This is a genomic window from Catenulispora sp. MAP12-49 (genome assembly GCF_041262705.1).
Taxonomy (GTDB): Bacteria; Actinomycetota; Actinomycetes; order Streptomycetales; family Catenulisporaceae; genus Catenulispora.
The window spans coordinates 801,594-819,969 of record NZ_JBGCCP010000001.1 but is presented as its reverse complement, the minus strand read 5'-3'; the positions used below and the strand labels follow the sequence as shown (position 1 = coordinate 819,969).

The 18,376-nt window shown below is 71.0% G+C and carries 16 protein-coding genes; 5 read left to right on the top strand and 11 right to left on the bottom strand.

Annotation, left to right across the window (positions count from 1 at the left end; genetic code table 11):
• Positions 1 to 30: 30 nt before the first annotated feature.
• From ABIA35_RS03815 to ABIA35_RS03805, 3 genes are all read right to left on the bottom strand, one after another.
• Complete coding sequence (locus ABIA35_RS03815; protein ID WP_370356563.1) at positions 31 to 2,046, bottom strand: LCP family protein; 2,016 nt, start codon at positions 2,044 to 2,046, stop codon at positions 31 to 33.
• Positions 2,039 to 2,701: a hypothetical protein gene (locus ABIA35_RS03810; RefSeq protein WP_370356561.1), complete on the bottom strand. Its 663-nt coding sequence runs from the start codon at positions 2,699 to 2,701 to the stop codon at positions 2,039 to 2,041. The genes ABIA35_RS03815 and ABIA35_RS03810 overlap by 8 nt, the downstream gene beginning before the upstream one ends.
• A 120-nt stretch (positions 2,702 to 2,821) precedes the next feature.
• Positions 2,822 to 3,607, bottom strand: coding sequence for an SDR family oxidoreductase (locus ABIA35_RS03805; protein ID WP_370341160.1), 786 nt, complete (start codon positions 3,605 to 3,607; stop codon positions 2,822 to 2,824).
• A 153-nt stretch (positions 3,608 to 3,760) separates the two neighbouring features.
• Here ABIA35_RS03805 and ABIA35_RS03800 point away from each other — a divergent pair, with 153 nt between their 5' ends.
• Positions 3,761 to 4,147 carry a GntR family transcriptional regulator gene (locus tag ABIA35_RS03800; protein ID WP_370341158.1) on the top strand — a complete coding sequence of 129 codons (387 nt, stop codon included), beginning with the start codon at positions 3,761 to 3,763 and terminating at the stop codon, positions 4,145 to 4,147.
• Between the two features lie 20 nt (positions 4,148 to 4,167).
• Positions 4,168 to 5,319, top strand: coding sequence for a DUF1648 domain-containing protein (locus ABIA35_RS03795; RefSeq protein ID WP_370356559.1), 1,152 nt, complete (start codon positions 4,168 to 4,170; stop codon positions 5,317 to 5,319).
• Positions 5,320 to 5,323: 4 nt separating this feature from the next.
• Here the strand turns inward: ABIA35_RS03795 and ABIA35_RS03790 are convergent, their stop codons facing one another.
• The 3 genes from ABIA35_RS03790 to ABIA35_RS03780 form a co-directional block, all read right to left on the bottom strand.
• Positions 5,324 to 6,154, bottom strand: coding sequence for a sensor domain-containing protein (locus tag ABIA35_RS03790; RefSeq protein WP_370341155.1), 831 nt, complete (start codon positions 6,152 to 6,154; stop codon positions 5,324 to 5,326).
• 234 nt (positions 6,155 to 6,388) lie between these two features.
• The gene (locus ABIA35_RS03785; RefSeq protein ID WP_370356557.1) at positions 6,389 to 6,838 is read right to left on the bottom strand and encodes a ricin-type beta-trefoil lectin domain protein; all 450 of its coding nucleotides are present in this window, start codon (positions 6,836 to 6,838) and stop codon (positions 6,389 to 6,391) included.
• 92 nt (positions 6,839 to 6,930) lie between these two features.
• The gene (locus tag ABIA35_RS03780; RefSeq protein ID WP_370356555.1) at positions 6,931 to 8,751 is read right to left on the bottom strand and encodes a cell wall-binding repeat-containing protein; all 1,821 of its coding nucleotides are present in this window, start codon (positions 8,749 to 8,751) and stop codon (positions 6,931 to 6,933) included.
• Between the two features lie 329 nt (positions 8,752 to 9,080).
• Between ABIA35_RS03780 and ABIA35_RS03775 the strand changes: the two genes are divergently transcribed.
• Complete coding sequence (locus tag ABIA35_RS03775) at positions 9,081 to 9,932, top strand: hypothetical protein (protein ID WP_370341151.1); 852 nt, start codon at positions 9,081 to 9,083, stop codon at positions 9,930 to 9,932.
• A 114-nt stretch (positions 9,933 to 10,046) separates the two neighbouring features.
• Here the strand turns inward: ABIA35_RS03775 and ABIA35_RS03770 are convergent, their stop codons facing one another.
• Together ABIA35_RS03770 and ABIA35_RS03765 are read right to left on the bottom strand one after the other, a co-directional pair.
• A complete protein-coding gene (locus ABIA35_RS03770; RefSeq protein WP_370341150.1) occupies positions 10,047 to 11,300 on the bottom strand; it encodes a hypothetical protein in 1,254 nt (417 codons plus the stop codon).
• 182 nt (positions 11,301 to 11,482) lie between these two features.
• Entirely contained in the window at positions 11,483 to 12,892 is a 1,410-nt protein-coding gene (locus ABIA35_RS03765) for a transcriptional regulator (protein ID WP_370341149.1), read from the bottom strand.
• Positions 12,893 to 13,065: 173 nt separating this feature from the next.
• Here ABIA35_RS03765 and ABIA35_RS03760 point away from each other — a divergent pair, with 173 nt between their 5' ends.
• Positions 13,066 to 13,737, top strand: coding sequence for a bifunctional DNA primase/polymerase (locus ABIA35_RS03760; RefSeq protein WP_370341148.1), 672 nt, complete (start codon positions 13,066 to 13,068; stop codon positions 13,735 to 13,737).
• Between the two features lie 140 nt (positions 13,738 to 13,877).
• On the opposite strand, the gene ABIA35_RS03755 is transcribed toward ABIA35_RS03760, so the two are convergent.
• From ABIA35_RS03755 to ABIA35_RS03745, 3 genes are all read right to left on the bottom strand, one after another.
• On the bottom strand, positions 13,878 to 14,984 hold the full coding sequence (locus ABIA35_RS03755) for an LPXTG cell wall anchor domain-containing protein (protein ID WP_370341147.1): 1,107 nt from the start codon (positions 14,982 to 14,984) through the stop codon (positions 13,878 to 13,880).
• 175 nt (positions 14,985 to 15,159) lie between these two features.
• Complete coding sequence (locus tag ABIA35_RS03750) at positions 15,160 to 15,846, bottom strand: metal-dependent transcriptional regulator (protein WP_370341234.1); 687 nt, start codon at positions 15,844 to 15,846, stop codon at positions 15,160 to 15,162.
• 185 nt (positions 15,847 to 16,031) lie between these two features.
• Positions 16,032 to 17,021 carry a DUF5937 family protein gene (locus tag ABIA35_RS03745; protein WP_370341146.1) on the bottom strand — a complete coding sequence of 330 codons (990 nt, stop codon included), beginning with the start codon at positions 17,019 to 17,021 and terminating at the stop codon, positions 16,032 to 16,034.
• Positions 17,022 to 17,094: 73 nt separating this feature from the next.
• Here ABIA35_RS03745 and ABIA35_RS03740 point away from each other — a divergent pair, with 73 nt between their 5' ends.
• The gene (locus tag ABIA35_RS03740; protein WP_370341145.1) at positions 17,095 to 18,366 is read left to right on the top strand and encodes an MFS transporter; all 1,272 of its coding nucleotides are present in this window, start codon (positions 17,095 to 17,097) and stop codon (positions 18,364 to 18,366) included.
• Positions 18,367 to 18,376 lie beyond the last annotated feature (10 nt).

The window sequence follows — 18,376 nt, the reverse complement described above, 5'->3', positions numbered from 1 at the left end:
GCGGCCTTGTGCGCGCTGGCGATCAGTGTCTCAGTACACGCAGGGGATCCCGTTCTGCGACGTGACCGCGCCGCCGGAGCTCAGCCCGGAGGAGTCGGAGGAGTTGTCGCTGGCCACGCTGGTCGGGCCGTTCGACGGCTGGTTCGAGGACTGCGTGGTCGTCGTCGCCGGCGGCGCCTTGTAGTCGTAGCCGATGGTGATGGTGATGGTGCCCTTCGCGATGGAGCTGCTGGCGATCGGCGCCTCCTTGGTGCCCAGCGTGGTCTGGATCTTCTTGGCCAGGGCCTCCTCGCCGGCACCGTAGCGGATGACCGTGTGCTGGACGTTGTCGCCGCCGTTGCCGGTCTTGCTGGTCGGGATGCTGGCGTCGAACAGCTGGCCGGAGACCTTCAGCGCCAGGCCGGTGGTCTGGGTGCCGTTCAGGACCGTGATGGTCGCCGGGGGCGTCGCGGTCGTGGTCGGCGCCGCCGGGGGCGGGGTCGAGCTGGAGGACGTGGTCGGCGGCGGGGCCACCGCGGCGTCGTTGTCGAACGTCGCGCCGATCGTCTTCTGGATCGCGGCCGGGTTCACCGTCAGCGCGCTCTCGCCGGCGATCGTGACGGTGCCGGTGGTCGGCAGGGTGATGAACTCGGTGTTCCCGCCGGTCAGGTTCGAGGCCTGCGAGGCGAAGTCCAGCACGCTCCAGCCGTTGTCGATGACGATGTCGTTCTTCACGACGTTGAACAGCTTCTGCATCGACCCGATGTCGTTCAGGACGCCGTTCTGCTTGAGCTTCTGCGTCACCGAGGACAGGAACGCCTGCTGGCGGTGCGTGCGGTCCAGGTCGCCGTTGGGCAGGTGGAAGCGCTGGCGCACGAACTGCAGCGCGGTGGCCGCGTTGATGGTGGACACGCCGGCCGGCAGGTTGATGCCGGTGCCCGCGCCGTCCTCGATCGGGTCGTAGGCCGGGGCCCTCAGGCAGACCTGGATGCTGCCGATCGCGTTCACGATGTCGTAGAACCCGACCAGGTTGACCTCGGCGAGGTGGTCGACGTGCTGGCCGGTGAGCTTCTGCACGGCCCGGATCGTGGCCTCGCGGCCCACCTCGCGGCTCTCGGCCTCCTCGGTGGCCTTGTCCACCTTCTTGCCGGAGGCGGCGATCTTGTTGTCGGCGAAGGCCTTGGCGTCGCCGTAGGCCTCCTTGATCTTGCCCATGCCCATGTCCGGCACTTCGACGCTGCCCACGCCCGGGATGGTCGCCTGGCCGCCGGGGCGCTCGACGTCGCTGTCACGCGGGATCGAGTACGCGGTGACCTTGCCGCCGTTGGCCGGGATGTGCATGAGGATCAGCACGTTGGTGTTGTAGCCGCCTATGTCGGAGGACCCGGCGTGCAGCTCGTCCTCGACCAGGGACGTCGGCAGGTTGTTGCCGTTCATGTCCTTGCGCGAGTCCAGGCCTATCAGCAGCAGGTTGACGTCGGCGCCGAGGTGCGGCGCGACGTAGCCGTCCTCGCCGGGCTTGATCTGGTTGATCGAGTCCGAGGTGTGCAGGCCGTCGGTGAGCTGCTTGTTCTCGAACCAGACGAAGCCGGTCGCCAGCACGACGACCGCGCTCATCACCGCGGCGGTGACCCGGCCGGCGATCAGCCCCGGATTACGCGCCTTTCCACCCGGACCGGGAGCGGGGGTGCCGCGGCCGCCTCCGCGTCGGCCGCCGCCCGCGCCGCCCCGACGGCCGGACTCGAGGTATTCGTCGTCGTATTCGCTGTCGTACCGGCCGCCGTCGCCGTAGCTGTCGTCGTACCGGTCGCCGTTGCCCTGCTGGGCCATGACGTTGGTCTGCTCGGCCTCGTACCAGTCGCCGCCGTGGTGCGTCGGGTCGTCCGGGCGCGGGGGCGGCTGCCGACGCTGCTGCGGCGGGGGCCCGGGACGGCGCTGCGATGCCTGCCAGGGCTGCTCGGGCGGCCCAGGCTGCTCGGGTGCCGCTCCGCGACGGCCGCCGCCGCGCTGGTCCCGCGGGTCCCTCAGGTCCCGCCGGTCCCCGTCTTCCGGATACCACTCAGACACGGCGCGCGCCTCCCCCGCTCTGTCGGCCGCGCACCACGGCGGCCACGATCACCAGGCCCATGACAGCGAGCGCGGCCAGGATCACCGGGAAGACGTTCGTGGTCGCGTGGACCATGCCGACCAGCTTCGCCTTGTTGTCCGGGTAGGCCGGGTTGTGCCAGGCCAGTTCGGCGACCGCGGCGACCAGCCAGGCCACCGGCGGCAGCGAGGTGACCACCCACCAGCGGCCGTTCGAGGTCGCCGCCGCGGCGGCCAGGGCGGCCGCCGCGATGGTCAGCACCACGAACGCCGGGCCGTGGTAGCCGCCGGCGAACTTGCCCACGATCGCGGCCAGCATCGGGCCGCCGAGCACCGCCGCGGCGGGCAGCCAGGACGGCGCCCCGGCCAGCAGCCGGTCGCCGTTGCCGTTGCCGTTGCCGTTGCCGTTGCCGCTGCCGGCGCCGGACGCCTGCCGCGCGGCGGTACGGCGACCGGCGGAGGCGGGAGCGGGAGCGGCGGGACCGCCGCGTCCGGACGGCCCCGAAGCGCGGCCGCGTGCCGGGGCCGGCGGCGGCGCGGGCCGCCCCGACCGGGGCGGCACATGGCCGCGCTCCGGACGGCCGTAACCGTCCGGAGCCGGCTGCCGACCCGGCGAGGTGCGTGCTGATGAGGACATGTCGGCGATCCTCTGTCAGCCGTTCAACCGCGCCATCCCGCTTTCGTCACAGGCTCGCTACAAGGGTCCTCAGCCATGTCCTCAGCCATGTCCCCGGCCGTGTCGCCGGCCGTGTCCCGGTCAGCGCATGAAGTCGCCGGCGTTGACGGCCAGGGACTGGCCGGTGATCCCCCCGGCATAAGGCGACACCATGTAAACGGCCGCATTCGCAACGTCGCCGTCGCTGGCGATCTCCGGCAACGCCGTGCGCGCGGTGAGCGAGGAGAGTACCTGCTCTTCGGGGATGCTCTGGGACGAGGCGGTCCACGCGACGTATCCCTGCACCATCGGCCCCCACATCCAGGACGGCACGACGGCGTTGACCCGGATGCGGCGCGGCCCGAGCTCCTTGGCCATGCCGTAGGTCGCGGACAGCAGCGCCCCCTTCGAGGCGGCGTACGCGGCCTGCATGACCTCCGTCGCCGGCACCCACATCGACTGCGACAGGATGTGCACGATCCCGGTGGCGGTGCCGGACTCGCGCGCCAGATGCGGGATCGCGGCCTTGCTCAATTGCAGGGTGCCGACGACGTTGACCTCGTAGACGGCCCGCCAGTCCGCGAAGTCGGCGTCGGCGAACCCGCCGAAGACCTGGTCCATCGCCGCGACGTTGACCAGTCCGTCCAGCGCCCCGAAGCGTTCGACCGCCAGGGCGACCAGAGCGCGGCAGTCGTCGTCGGAGGTGATGTCGGCGGCGGCGTAGGCGACCCGGGCCTGGTCGAAGCCGTCCGCGGCCTTGGCCAGCCGGGCCTCGGTCCGCGCGCCGAGCACCACGTTCGCGCCCTGGTCGTAGGCGGCCTGCGCGACCTCCAGGCCGAGGCCTTCGCCGACCCCTGACACGATCACCGTCTTGTCCTGGAGCAACATGGGGACCCTTTCGTGGGAACGCGGCGTGCGGATTCTGTATCTGATGATGCGTCAGATTAGGCCGGGCGAGGCGAGAAGGCCAGAGTCGCGCCGACCCTTGACGAGCCCATTGTTCTAGTTGTTCTATAGCAACAGAATGAAGGAGGCAGACCCTTGCTCCTCACCGTGGAGCCCGACGGCGACGTCCCGATCTACCAGCAGCTGCGCGACCAGATCGTGGTGGCGGTGGCGGCCGGAGAGCTGGCACCGGGGGATTCCCTGCCGACGACGCGGCAACTGGCCGCCGACCTCGGGATCAACATGCACACCGTGAACAAGGCCTACGACCAGTTGCGGCGCGAGGGCCTGATCCGGCTCGGCCGACGGACCGGCGCGGTGGTGGCGCGCGGGCCGGGGGACGGCCCGTCCACGGCCGAGGAGGTCGGCGACTGGGAACGGCGGGCGCGCACGCTGCTCGCCGAGGGTTTCGCCAAGGGCATGGCGCCGCCGGAGGTCCTGGAGCGCTGCCAGGCCTTGTTGGACGAGTTCACGAAGCGCTGACGGAAGACGGGGAAGATCACATGCACGCCAATGCTGTCCCAGCGGTGCTCCCGGCCCTGCTGATCGGGTTCCTCTCGCTACTCACGCCGCTACTGACGCCACGGACCGTGCAGTTCGGGGTGCGGCTGCCGGCCGAGCGCGCCGGCGATCCGGTGGTGGCGCACGCACGTCGGACGTACTGGACCGGCATCGGCGCGGTGACCGCCGTCGCGGTGTCGGCCGGGCTGTTCGTGAGGTCGGCGGGGGCCGCCGCGATCGTCGCGGATCTGGTCGAGCTCGTCGGATCGGTGGCGGCGTATCTCCTGGCGCGCTCGCACGTCGCCGACGCCAAGCGCGACGGGCACTGGTTCGAGGGCCGCAGGCAGGTCACCGTCACCGACACCACGCTGCGCACCCGGCCCGAGCCGTTCCCCTGGCTGTGGACGCTGCCCGCGGTGGCGATCACCGTGGGCACCGCCGTCGTCGGCGCGGTCCGGTACCCGCAGCTGCCGCCCCGCCTCGTCTCGCACTACGACGCCGGCGGGCATCCGACCTCGTACACCGACAAGACCTTCGTCTCGGCGTTCGGGCTGGTCATGGTGCAGATCGCGGTCACCGCGCTGATCGTGGTGCTGTCCCGGGTCACCGCTCGCGGCAAGGCGGAGCTGGACGCGCAGGACCCGCACGCCGCCGAGCGGCACCGGCGCTTCGTCACGGCCATGGCGCGCTGCCTGCTGGTGCTGGCCGCCGCCGCGGACCTGACGATGTTCTTCGCGGCGCTGGCCACGTGGAACCTGGTGGGCAGCACCGGATTCTTCCCGGTGCTGCTCATCGCGCCGATCGTGCTGGCGACCGCGGGACTGGTCGTGGTGACGGTCCGGGTGGGGCAGGGCGGGTCGCGGCTGCGGGTCGAGGGCGCCGAGGCCGCCGGTTCGGGCATCGGCTTGGGAACCGGCTCGGGCAACGGCTCGGGCGCCGGCAATCGCACCGGCAACGGCGCCGTCAACCGCGACGACGACAGCTTCTGGAAGCTGGGGATGGTCTACGTCAATCGCGAGGACCCCGCGGTGTTCGTCCAGAAGCGTTTCGGCGTGGGCTGGACGGTCAACTTCGGCCGCCCGGCCGTCGTCGGCCTGCTGGTCGGGATCCTCGCGATCGCGGTGCTGGTGCCGGTACTGGCCGGCTCGCACTGAGGACTCAGCCCAGCCCCTGAGCCTTCTTCAACCGCCCGACCTGGATGTCGGACAGGTGGCCCAGCGTGGCCCCCATCTGCTGCAGCGCCGCCGAGTCGCTGGTCACCGGACCGATCAGCGCCACCACCGAGACCGCCGAACCGACCTGCGTCAGATCGGCGGCCATCAGCACGGTCTTGCCCCCGACGGTCATGTAGTCGAGGTAGCCGGCCTGCCCCTTCTTCGTCAGCTGCGGGATGGCGGACAACGTCATGGAACCGGGACTGCCCGAGATCGTCGCGGACAGACTCTTGCAGCCCTGAAGACTCGTACTCACATCAGAGGTCATCGCCACCGCCTTGGCGGACGACGGCATCGCCAGCACCGAGGCCTCGATCGCGTGGCCCGCGGAGGCCTTGGTCAACACCCGGTTGACCTCGGCGGTGGTGCCGTACTTCGTGGACAACCCGTTCTCCGCGTCCACGAACAGCTGACAGGCACTGCCCCCGGCAGTGATGGCGTCCTGGGTGTCGGTGACGGTCGCGTCGTCCTTCGAGGCGTCGTAGGTATAGCCGGGATCGTCCTTGTCGGTGAGCAGGATCCCGCGAATCTGGTCCGTGCTGAGCGTGCCCTTAGTACCGCCGCCGGTCGGCGCGGACGAAGTCGCCGAGCTGCGAGGCGCGATGGCCGTGTTCGGTGGCGTATCAGCGGTCTTCCCCGTCGAACCGGCCGACGTAGCCGGCGCGCTCGTACTCCCCGCCGAAGCGCCGATCTGGCCGGAACTGCTACAGGCCGCCGTCGCCAGGACGGCAGCGGTGAGAACGGCTATGGAGCCGCCCTTGATCCCGAAGCGCATGTTGGTCCCCCATGTCTGCCGGGAGCCCCGCGTTCGCGGAGCTCCGGTTCGCGTTCATTATCAGACGTCGGAGGGCACGGGGGACGTGTCTTGTGAATGCGAGCAGATGCGCCGATTTCCTGGGGAGGACCGCTTGCCGTCCCGATCGCCGCCGCGACCACTTGCTCCGCGCCGCTGCCGACGATCACCACGGCCTACGGCGACAAGAGTGTCACGGCATGCGCCCGCCAGAGCCTACGCCCAGATCTGGTAGGGGTTGGTGAGTGGCGGGCTGTTGGGGATGGATGCATACACGGCGCCGGACCCGTCGCCATCGATGACGCGCTGTGTCGTCCTGTTGTATATCCCGGACGCCTGGTCGATGTCGGAAGGATAATGCGTCCACGCCTGATAGGGATTGGTGGAGCTGCACGGGGAGGTGTAGATCTGCCCGGCACCATTGCCGTCGAGGCAGCGACCGGTACCGACGCTGACCCACTGCCAGTCGTAGCCGTTGCCGGCCAGACGGGTGGTCCAATGCTGATACGGGTCGTTCTGGTTACACGGCGAGGTGTAGACGTCGCCGGCCCCGTCACCGTCCAGGCAGCGCTGGGTCCCCATGCTTCTGTACATGTCGATGTCGCCCGCGTGCGCGCTGCCCTGATTCACCACCGCGAGACTGGCGGCCAAGGCGAAGGCATCCAAGGGCTTATAGAAGCCGCGGATCAGAAAGTTCAGCGGTGGGGCGGCCGACGCGTACGACGCCAGCCGCCCCGCTGCACTTCCGGTAACTTCGGCTACGGCATCACAGTCGGATTCGTGGCGGCGTCGTACCCGGCCGGGCCGGCTATCGCCGCACCGAGCTGTGCCTCGGCCATACCGGTGACAACCTTGGTGCCGCCGAAGATCAGGGCGTGGTCCAGGCCCCCGGAGTTGGCCGAGACCCACTGGTGTTCCTGGGGTGTGAGTCCCTTCTGCGGGTCGACCAACAGAAGCGGACCGTGGTCGTGCGCCATGACCGCGCCGCCGGACAACGAGTCCGGCCAGTTCAGTGCCGTCGCCACACCGACCTGCGTGGTCTGGTCGCCGAAGAATTGGCGCGCCACCATGAACGATGTCTCGTAGCGATCGGTGCCCACGAGCGAGGTGACGACGGGGCCCGCGCCCGTATGCCACAGTGTGTCGGTGGCGGCCTTGGCCTGGCCGCCGATCGCGTACATGGTCGGCCACCCGGACGGCGACGCTGTCAGGGTCTTCAAGTAGTCCGCGGTCGCTTGCGGCATGGCCTTGTCGTTGGTGAGCACGACAACTGACGGCACCCCCGACGAGCCGGCCGCGGCCCCGGCCGACAACGCATCGGCGTAGCCGTTGCCGGTTGCGATCAGGACCTGCCAAGGGTGCGCCGAGATGGCGTTGGCGATCGCCACCGACGTCGAGTACCGGTCCGGGCCCTGCAGCCGGTCCACGTGGTATCCGAGGTCGGTGACCGCCTTCTCGACGGCGGGCGACAACGCCCGCGTCCCGCCGAGGACGTAAACGGTCTGTGGCGCGGCGGCATTCGCAGGCCCGAGCACCCGGACGATCTCATCCCGCACCGCGGGATCGAGCCCGGCGGTGTGGGTCAGCAGCAACGGGCCCTTGTTCGCGGCCAGCGCGCTGCCGCCGAGGGCGTCGGCGAACTGGTCGTCGCGGCTGAGCACCACGGCCGAGGCATGCTCTCGGGTATCACCGCTGTTCGCCGCACTGGCCCACACCGCCTGCGAGGCCGTGATCGCGGTCGCGCCCCGGTCGGCGCCCGCCAGGCGGACGACGTGGGTCTTGGCCGTGGGCCGGTAGGACAGCACACCGGGCTTCGCCCACTCGACGGTCGGAGCGCCGCCGGCCGCCGGTATCGACTCGACGTCCTTGGCGGTGTCGGGCGCGCCGGCCGAACCGGGAGTGAAGGCCTCGTAAGCGATTCTCGACCCGTCCGGGGAGAATGTCGGGTGCTGCTTGTGCACGGTATCGGTGGTCAGCACCGTCGGCGTGCGAAGGCCGTTCGACCCGGCGGCCTGGCGCAGATCGACGACCGCGATCTGACCCGACGGGTTCACGAAGGCCACGAGGTTCCCGTCCGGGGAGACCGTCGGCTGAGTGCCGTCGGCGATCTTGAAGCCCATGGGCTGCGAGCTGGGATCGGAAAGGAATATCTGGGGAGCGCCTCCGCCGGTGGCGACGTGCTGGTAGACGATGTGCTCCTGGGCTGTCCAGGTGTGGTTTCCGCTCGGCGTGAAGAACGCGTCCGGGGACGAGTTGGCGCCATCCGTGGTCGCCGGGAGGACCTGGCCGGCCGTAGATCCGTCGAAGAGGCCGCTCACGGCCTTCCCGTAGCCGTCGGCCTCGGCGGTGTTGATCGCCCCGAAGACACCGTTCACGGACTCGGCATAGGCGACGAACCCGCCGTCGCTCAACCACGTCGGGTGAGAAATCACCACGCCGCGGTCGGCGGAGGCCAGCAACCGGACGTCGCTCCCATCGGCACGGGATGAAACGAGGTTCCCGAAGCCGTCCACATAAGCCAGTCGGCTGCCGTTGGGCGACCACGTGGCATCGCTCACCGTAGTGGGAAAGGTCGTCACCTTCCCACCCACCTCTAGCGTCGAACTCCCGTCGCTGACGGTGAGCGCGCTGTTGGCCGGTCCCACGTTAACCGCGTGCGCGTCGGTCGCAGTCAGCCCGAAGGCGGATGTGAGCGAAGCGGTGACGATCGCCGACAGAGCGAGCGGCCGTCGACGGCCCGGTACTGACATGGTCTCTCCCCTAGATCATTTTCGCGTCCGTATGCGACGAACACTTTGCAGGAAGACGTGAAGCCCAGTACAGAGGTTGCGTCTTGGCGTGGCTATGGCTTCTCCCACAGAATCTGACGTATCGTCAGATCACCCGAGGACCACCACCAGGAGGCGCCGTGCCCGAGGAGCAATATCACCCGAAGCGTGAGCCCAGCCCCTACAAGAAACTCGCCTCGGAGGGACCCTACGGACCCGGCATCGGGTCCGCCCTGATCACCATGGTGGAGCCGCATCCGGGACAGGAGCACGCTTACAACCGCTGGTACGAGGACGATCACTACATCTCCGGCGCGATGTCCATGCCCTGGATGTTCGCCGGGCGGCGGTGGGTCGCCACGCGTCCGTTGCAGTTGCTGCGCTATCCGGCCGAGTCGGCGGTCGCCGAGCCGGTGACCGCGGGGGCCTACATCACCGTGTACTGGATCAATGAGGGCCGGTATCACGACCATCTGGACTGGACCGTGGCGATCAACCGGCGGTTGCTGCCGGATGGTCGGGTGTTCCAGGAGCGGACGCATGTGTTCACGTCGTTCCAGGACTACCTCGGGGTGGTCTACCGGGACGGCGATGGCGGTCCGCGCGACATCCATGCCCTGAACTACCCCTACGCGGGTCTCGTCGTCGAGGTCATCGACGCCGCACCCGATCAGGATCCGGCCGCGTTGGCGTCCTGGCTGAAGGAGAAGCACCTGCCGGGCAAGCTGGAGGGTTCGCCGGTGGCGATGGCGACGGTGTTCGAGCCGATGCCGTTGCCGGGGAAGACGCCGACGTACGTCAAGCCGGTCGAGGGCGTCGGCAAGCGGATCACCGTGCTCTACTTCACCGAATCCGACCCCGCCGAGGACTGGGAGCGGTTCGCGGGGGACGGGGCCGCGGTCGAGGCGTCCGGGCTTGGTCGGCTGGAGTTCGCGGCGCCCTTCGTCCCGACGCTGCCGGGGACGGACACGTACGTCGACCAGCTGCGGTAGGGCTGAAAACCGATCGGGGAACGAGGTTGATCGGGAAAACAAGACGGCCACCGGGAACCGGTGGCCGTCTGGGTTGTCTGGGTCGTCTGGGTCGCGTGGGTCGTCAGTGTCCTGTCACAGGTCGCTGACCTTGATGGTCTGCTCGCCGAACTTGTCGGCGAAGGCGTTCCAGTCCTTGACCGCGTCGCTCTTGGCCGTGCCGGCCTTGTCGCCGGCGCTGCTGGCGCGGTTCAGGTTGTCGTTGGAGCCGGGCTTGCCGTGGCAGGCCAGGTTGTCGTTGGCCCAGTTCGCGTAGTCACGCTCGGACTCCGCGGACAGTTGCCAGGACGTGATCAGGTCCTGCTGCAGCTTCGCGCCGCCCGGCAGCTTGTCCACGGCCAGCGCCTTCATGCCGTCGGCCTGAGCCTGCCGGGAGTTGCCGACGTCGGTGAAGGTCTGCTTGTTCTGCGCGACGTTCTGGCACGCCTGGACGTTGCTGAACGCGCCGTTGGCCTTGGAGCGCAGGTCGTGGCTCTGGGCGATGATCGCGAAGATGGCGTCGGCCTGGGCCTTGGCCGCCGGGTCCACGCCGGGGGGTGCCGACACGCTGGTGGTCGGCGGCGGGGTGTCGGTGTCGGTGGACTTGCCGGCGGTGTCCGACTTGGACTTGCCGCCCCCGCCGGAGAAGGCCACCACGGCCACCACGATCAGGACCACGAACACGCCCACCGCGACCAGCAGGGTGCGGTTGGACTGCCGGCGGTCCGGGCCGGTGGCCAGCAGCAGGTCCGGCTCGCCGGAGTTGCGGCCGCCGCCGTACATCTGCGGCTGGACCCGCGGGATCGCCTGCGTGTGCTGATGCTCGGAGTCGTACTGTCCGCCCTGCGCCTGCGCCGCGTAGCCGCCCGAGTCGTAGGCGCGGCTGGGCAGCTGCTGGCCGTAGCCGACCTGGTCCTGGGTCGGGGCCTGGTACACCGGCTGCTGACGGCCCGTGGCCTCGGCCGGGGGCAGCGCCTGCGTCGGCTGCGGGCCGTAGCCCGGATCCGGGCCCGGGCGAGGAGCCGGGCCGGGAGCCGGAGCCTGCCGGGGACCGGGTGCCGGGGCACCGGTCGCAGGATTCTGTGGATACGAAGGCCCCGAATAGCCCGCGGCTCCCGGAACGGCGACCCCTATCGTGCCCTGGTTGGGCATCAGCGAGCGGCGGTCGTCGGCCGGCGCGTCGCGGAAGAGGTGGTCGAACTCGTTCGGGATCCCGCCCTGTGCGTGCTGCACGGGGGCCGGCTGGCCCGGCAGGCGCCAGGAGAAGCCGGAGGACTCCGGGATCGGGCCCCCCGGATATCCGTCGTCCTCGGGGGGTACGGGGGAGACCGCCTGGCCAGGCATCTCCACGGGGGCGAATTGCGCGGTATGCGGCATTCCCGCCTCGGCGGTCGCGGCACCCTCCGACGGCGCTCGCCCACCCTCGGCTGTCGGCTCGCTTTCTTGCAGCGTCTCGTCCATAGGCGGGACCGAGCCTACCCGATCGGACTTTCGATGAATGACCACACCGCCAGACCTGTCACCGCCGGCGCTCAGGCGTTGATGGGCTCGCCAGGCCTGCGGGCCGCGATCAGGCCGCGGAACTCGCGGGTCGCCGCGACGGTCGCGTACGGGTCCAGGCGCCGGTCGAAATCGTGCAGCGCCTCCACCGCGCGGGCCGAACGCGCCCGCGCGGACAGCTTCACCGCCTCCGTCGCCGCCGCGCAGCCGGCCTCCACCTCCCCGCCCTGCACCCGGGCCGAGGCCAGGGTGAACAGGTTCAGCACCCGGCGCCGGGTCTTGTCCATCCCGAAGCCGGCCAGCGCGGCCGCGGCCTGTTCGGCGGCCTGGCGCGGCTGGTCCAGATCACGGTGGCAGGCGGCCGCCGCGTCGGCTATGTAGTGGTGGTCGAAGTAGGAGGACCAGACCGGCGCGTCGCCCCCGCTGCGCTCCAACTCGTCCGTGGCCCGGCCCAGCGCCTGCTCGGCCGCGCGGCGGTCGCGCATCGCGGCGTGCCCGCGCGCCTCGGCGCAGAAGAACTCCGCGCGCACGTGCGCCGACGCCATGCCCCGGGCCCCCTCGTCGGCCGAGCGCGCCAGCTGCACGGTCTCCCGGGGCGCGCCGAGGGAGTTGGCCAGGTGGCTCATCGCCGACAGGATGTGCCCGCCGTGGGCCCGGTCGCCGGCCGCCTGGGACAGCCTCAGAGCCTGGATGTAGTACCGCTGCGCCAGGCCCAGGCGGCCGGTGTCGCAGGCGAGGTAGCCGGCCAGCTCGGTGAGCGCGGCGGCGGCGCCGAACAGCTGGCGCCCGACCCGCTCGGGGTAGGTCCCGCGCAGCAGCTCGGCGACGACCCCGTCCAGATAGCGCACGGCCAGCACCCGGACGTGCCCGCCGCCGAAACGGTGGTCCAGCGCCCGGAAGGCGTCGGTGGCGGCCCGCACGGCGGCCACGTCGGACAGGCCGACGCGCAGCGGCGCGTGCCCGTTCTTGGCCGCGGCCATCCCCCGCGCCACCACCGGGTCCTCCGGCATGATCAGCCAGTCCCGGCTGGGCCCGACCATCGCCGTGACCGCGAACGAGGCCGCGCGCAACTGCTCCCGTCCGGCGGCGTCGGCGCGCCACAGCCCGGCCGCGACCGCGATCGCCTCCTGGGTGTCGGCGCCCAGCCCCAGGGCGAGCGAGGAACTCCCGTCCCGCTCGTCCACCATGCCGATCTCCTCGACGGTGACCGGCCGGCCGAGCTTGCGGCCCAGCGCCTCGGCGATCAGCGCCGGCGTGGTGGCCCGCGGCTGCTGTCCGCGCAGCCAGCGCGCCACCGAGGTCTTGTCATAGCGCAGGTCCAGGCCCAGCTCGGCGCCCGCCATATTGACCCTCCGGGCCAACCCGGCGTTCGAGCAGCCGGCCTCGGCGATCAGCTCGGCGAGTCTCCGATTCGGCTCGCGCGGCCCTCGGTGCCCCTCCATACCCCCGGTGATACCCGCCGAGCAATCGGACGAACACTGATTGTTGAACATGAATACCGATCTAGACCGCGAACGGCTATCAAGGACAACGAAATATCAGACCTCTTGCACATTCGGGCAATCAGGTGACATGCGACCCGTAACCAGACTCCTGTCACTCGCGTTATGGGCACATGACTGTGCTGTCACTCCCCGAGAGCGACCTCGCCGAGCCCGGTCCCGCCCCGCTGGGGGCGGACCCGCTGGGGCTGAAGGCCGCCGCGCTGAACTACATCGAGGAACGGCACTGGGACATCCTCCCGGGCGCGTCGGTACTGCGCGTGGACGGTGCCTGGCACTGTTCCTGCGGCAACACCGCGTGCCCGGCCCTGGGCTCGCACCCCGCGCACCGCGACTGGGCCAAGCAGATCACCGCCCAGCCCTCGCGCGTGTACGGCTGGTGGGAGGAGCACCCCGACTCGGCGATCCTGCTGCCCACCGGCCGCACCTTCGACGTCATCGACGTCCCGGAGCAGGCCGGCTGTCTGGCCCTGGCGCGGCTGGAGCGCAGCGGAGCGGCCCTGGGGCCGGTCGCGGCGACGCCGACCAGGCGCCTGTACTTCTTCGTCCTGCCGGGGACGAAGAAGAAGATCCCTGAGATGCTCATGCGGGCCGGCTGGGGCCGCGCGCAGCTGGACCTGATCTGCCATGGCGAGAAGGATTTCGTGGTGGCGCCGCCCTCGCGCATGGGCATCGGCGGCCAGGTGCAGTGGGCGCGCCCGCCGGGGGAGTCGAACCGGTGGCTGCCGGAGGCCGCGGAACTCATTCCGACGCTGGCCTACGCGTGCGGACGCGAGCGGTACTAGCGGTTGCGACACCAGCGGCACAAAAGGCACCAGAGGTCGGAACGAAGGCGGATCACCAGTAGCCACAACGGATAGCCACAAACGAAACGGCGGCCACCGATCGGTGACCGCCGTTCTGCATGTCTGCCGAGTACAGCGCCCTACTCGTTCGGCGGCAGCCCCGCGGCCTTCCTGCGCAGGAACAGCACCAGGCCGGCACCGCCCACCACCAGCACCACCGCACCGATCGCGATCGGCATGAGCGACCCGCTCGCGCCGGTGTGCGCCAGCGCTCCGGTCGTGTCCGCGTTCGCGTCCAGCGCCGCCGGGGAGGTCGTGACCGCGCCGGCCTTGGACGTCGGCGCCGCCGCGGCGGTCGTGGTCGTCCCGGCGCCCGGCGCGGAGCTCGACGCCGGCGGCTGCCCGGTCGGGTTCGCGCCGCCGGCCGCCGCCGCGCTCGGCGTCGTGCACGACGCCGACGCCAGCACGATCGCGCCGCTCACCTTCGCCAGCCCCAGCGCGTTCACGGTGACCCGCGCCTCGACGGCGGAGGAGGCGCCGGCGCCGTTCACGGTGGTGGCCGGTGCCAGGTGCACGTCGATGTCCGCGACCCCGGGGAGGTTCAGCGCCACGTCGCCGGTCAGCGGGACCGGGATGTCCCGGCCCAGCAGGTTGATCGTGGTCGGCATCTTCGCCGAGGCCACCGGCTTCTGCCCCGGCACGCAGGTCGCCTGCGCGGACACCAGGTCCACCTTCAGGATCCCGTTGTCGGCGCTGGCGCCGGGCAGGGTCAGCAGCGGCAGGAACAGCCTGAGGTTCGCGACCGTGGCGTAGGCCTGCGCGTAGCCGCCGGGGCCGTTGATGACCCGCGCGGTCCCGGACACCGCGTCGGCCTTGATCAGGTCCGCCTCGGGTCCCGGGAGGTGCAGCGTGTCGATCAGGTCGTCGCGCAGCCGGATCACGGAGTTCGTGAAGTTCGCCGAGTCGCCGTTCGCGTTCGGCGCGTCGGCCTCGCCCAGCGACAGGTTCGCCAGCGGTACGTCCAGACCGTTGGGCCCGGTGAGGTGCAGCCCGCCGAGCAGGCCCTGGAGCAGTTGCACGTCCAGGTCGACCTGGCCGGCCACGGCCTTGGCGGTCCCGGTCGAGGGGTTCGATCCGGCGCTGGAGGCAGCCGTGGCGGGCAGAGCGCCGAACGCGGTCACGGCCAGAGCCGCCGCGGAGGCGAAGAACAGGGAGGCGCGGCGCCGACGCCGGAAGGAGGAAGGCATCGAGCCGCCTAAGTCGGCATCCGGAGCGGATATCGAAGACATCGTGGCGAACCCCCAAGGATTTTGGACAGCCTCGCCATTCTTGCTCACCCTGGGCGGTCTGACTATCACAAAGCGTGGATTCACCCACACAGGGTATACGGCCCCGAATTTCCCCGTTAGTCGCGCCGAAGCCTCAGGCGGCGCGCACCGTGACGAACACGTGGCCGGCCAGATCCAGGTCCAGTTCGGCCGTCTCGCCGACCGAGCCCAGCAGCACACCGCCGGGCGAGACCGTCGCGCGGACCGTCTGGCCCGGCTGCACGCCGGCCCGGCGCAGGCGCAGCATCAGCTCGGGGTCGTTCTGCAGCGGCTCGCCGAGCCGGCGCACCACCAGGTTCTGCGCCGCGGCCGAGCGCGCGCCGCGCTCCACGACGTCGCGCAGGTTGGCCACGTCGGCGTCCAGGAACGCCTCGCCCTCGCCGACGGTGTCGTCGAGCTCGGCCAGGCCCGGGATGGGGTTGCCGTAGGGCGACTCGGTCGGGTGGTCCAGCAGCTCCAGCAGGCGCCGCTCCACCGCCTCGCTCATCACGTGCTCCCAGCGGCAGGCCTCGACGTGGACGTCCTCCCACGCCAGCCCGATCACGTCGGTCAGCAGCCGCTCGGCCAGCCGGTGCTTGCGCATCACGCGCGTGGCCTGCTCGCGGCCGGCGGAGGTGAGCTCCAGGTGGCGGTCGCCCTCGACGGTCAGGAGCCCGTCGCGCTCCATGCGGGCCACGGTCTGGCTGACGGTCGGGCCGCTCTGGCCCAGCCGCTCGGCGATCCGGGCGCGCAGCGGGACGATGCCCTCCTCCACGAGCTCGTAAATGGTCCGCAGGTACATCTCGGTGGTGTCGATGAGGTCGCTGCTCACGTTCTCAGTCCTTCCCGCGGGCCCCACGGCCGCCGTCACATGGTGCCTAGCCGCCGGTGTTCGTGGCCGGTACGCGCAGCGGTCCTCCATTGTTGCGTATTCCGCCGACAAGCATCGGCACCTCGCACGCTTTCAAGACACCCCGGGGCCGCACCTCACCCCAGGAGCGCCTCGGCGCGCTCGGTCCGCAGATGCAGCACCGCCCGGCCGTCGCGGCGCGTGGCCACCAGACCGGCCCCGCGCAGCACCCCGAGGTGCTGGGAGACCGCACCGGCGGTGACGCCGAGCCGCCCGGCCAGCTCCCCGGTGGTGCCCGGTTCGGCGAGCTGGACCAGCAGCTCGGCCCGGGTGCGGCCGAGCAGTGCGGCCAGCGCGTCCGGCGCCGGGCGGCGGGTCTCCCAGACCGTGGCCACGGCCCGCGCCGGATAGTGCAGCAGGCCGGAGGTCACCGGCTTGGTGTTCACACAGATGTCGGGCCAGCCCAGTACGCTCGGGGAGAGCACCAGCGAGCGGCCTTCGAGGACCACTTCTTTAGCAGCCAACGGCCACACGGCCTCGCTGATTCCCGGGCCGTGCATCCGCAGTTCCCCGTCCGACCAGCGGACGGCGGGGTGCAGGTCGTCGAAGACCGCGGCCACGCCGGCGTCGGCCAGCACCCGGGCCCGGTAGGCGATGTCGGCCTCCAGCACCCCGAGCATCCGCGGCCAGTGCGGGGCGACGAACACGTCGAACACCCGGCGCAGGACGTCGGCGAGCCGGGCCAGACCGGCCGGCGGGTCGTCGTAGAACTCCCTTTGGAAGCGGTCGCTCGGCGCGCCGTTGTTGTCGAAGAAACGCCGGACCCGCTCTGGATCGGCGGTCCGGATGTTCTCCAGCTCCTCTTCCAGCGGGGGCATGTGGACGTCCGGCGGCGGGACCAGGACGCCGGGCCGGACGGTCCGATCAGCGAACCCGGCAAGGATCTCCGTCCCGGGGACCTGGGCCAGCAACGGCCGCGCCCAGCGCACCCAGGGCAGGTGGACGGCGTGCTTGCCCGGCGCGTGGAGCACGTCCACGGCCTGAAGCGCCTCATAGACCGGCGAGATGGCGAAACGGACACGGGCCATCTCGTTCCCGGCGATCGGTATGCGGATCGGCCTCGCCACCGGCGCACCCCCTGGTGATTTAGCGAGGGGTAAATCGTAGCTCCGGCGCAGGCCCGTCTTCGAGTCTTTGACCATGACCCTCGTCTCTCTGCGTTCCGACTCCCCTCGCTCCGACTCCGCGGACTCCCCCGCGCCGGGCCGCCGCCGCGAGCCGCGCCCCGGCAAGCTCGGCCATGACTGGCATCTGCTGTTCACCGCCGGCGCCGTCTCCGTGCTCGGCGACGGCGTGTTCGTCGCCACCCTGCCGCTGCTCGCCGCCGGGTACACCAGGGATCCCCGGTTGATATCCGGGCTCACTGTCGCCGGGACCCTGCCCTGGCTGGTGTTCTCCTTGCAGGCCGGGGCGATCGCCGACCGGTCGGAGAGCCGGCGGTTGTCCATCCGCGCGCAGGGCTGGCAGTTGCTGTGCGTACTGGCCGTCGGGCTGCTGGCCATGGACCGCGGCGCCGGCTGGGGACTGGCGGCGCTCTACGTCCTCGCTTTCGGTCTGGGCATGGCCGCCGCCCTGGCCAAGAGCGCTTCGCAGCCCTTGATGACCTCTGTGGTCCCGCGCGAGCGCCTGATCTCGGCGAACGGACAGTTGTTCACCGCACAGTCGGTGGCCAAGGACTTCGTGGGGCCGGCGCTCGGCGCGGCGTTGTTCGCGCTGACCCCGACGCTGCCGTTCTGGGCCGACGCCGTGACGTTCGCGGTGTCCATGCTGCTGATCGCGCGGCTGCCCCGGTCCGGGGCGCCGGCCGCCGCGGTGGGCGGGCAGCGGCGGGCTCTGCGCGCCGACGTCAAGGAGGGCCTGACGTGGCTGGCGCATCACCGGCTGCTGCGCACCACGACGATGTTGTCGGCGGCGGCGAACTTCGGCACGACGATGGGAGCCGCGACGCTGGTCCTCTACGTCGGGACCCACCGGTACGGCGTGCTGCTGAGCATCGCGGCGATCGGCGGCATCGTCGGCGGGCTGTTCAGCCGGGCCGCGGTGGCCCGGCTCGGCGGACGCGTGGTGGCGCGCCTGTGCTCCTCGGTGACTCCCTTGGCGGGCATAGGGATCGGCGTGTTCGGACCGAACCTGTTCGTCGTCGGCGTGCTGCTCGGTGTCGGCAGCATGAGCGCCTCGCTGTGGAACGTGGCGGTGGTGACGCAGCGGCAGCGGCTGGTCCCGCCGCACCTGCTGGGCCGGGTGTCGAGCGCGGGGATCATGGTGGTGTGGGGGATGCAGCCGCTGGGCGCACTGGCCGGCGGGCTGATCGCGGGGTGGTTCGGGCTGGCGGTGCCCTGGGTGGTCGGCGGCGGACTGCGGATCGTCGCCTCGGTGCTGGCGATCCGGCCGCTGCGGGAGTGGCAGGACTGAACAGCGCTGA

Bases quoted from the DNA above. Each gene is read 5' to 3' on its own strand.
- ABIA35_RS03795 (WP_370356559.1), top strand. From the start codon at position 4,168: ATGCACGCCAATGCTGTCCCAGCGGTGCTCCCGGCCCTGCTGATCGGG.
- ABIA35_RS03755 (WP_370341147.1), bottom strand. From the start codon at position 14,984: ATGCCTTCCTCCTTCCGGCGTCGGCGCCGCGCCTCCCTGTTCTTCGCC.
- ABIA35_RS03740 (WP_370341145.1), top strand. From the start codon at position 17,095: ATGACCCTCGTCTCTCTGCGTTCCGACTCCCCTCGCTCCGACTCCGCG.
- ABIA35_RS03810 (WP_370356561.1), bottom strand. From the start codon at position 2,701: ATGTCCTCATCAGCACGCACCTCGCCGGGTCGGCAGCCGGCTCCGGAC.
- ABIA35_RS03765 (WP_370341149.1), bottom strand. From the start codon at position 12,892: ATGGAGGGGCACCGAGGGCCGCGCGAGCCGAATCGGAGACTCGCCGAG.
- ABIA35_RS03750 (WP_370341234.1), bottom strand. From the start codon at position 15,846: ATGTACCTGCGGACCATTTACGAGCTCGTGGAGGAGGGCATCGTCCCG.
- ABIA35_RS03805 (WP_370341160.1), bottom strand. From the start codon at position 3,607: ATGTTGCTCCAGGACAAGACGGTGATCGTGTCAGGGGTCGGCGAAGGC.
- ABIA35_RS03790 (WP_370341155.1), bottom strand. From the start codon at position 6,154: ATGCGCTTCGGGATCAAGGGCGGCTCCATAGCCGTTCTCACCGCTGCC.
- ABIA35_RS03760 (WP_370341148.1), top strand. From the start codon at position 13,066: ATGACTGTGCTGTCACTCCCCGAGAGCGACCTCGCCGAGCCCGGTCCC.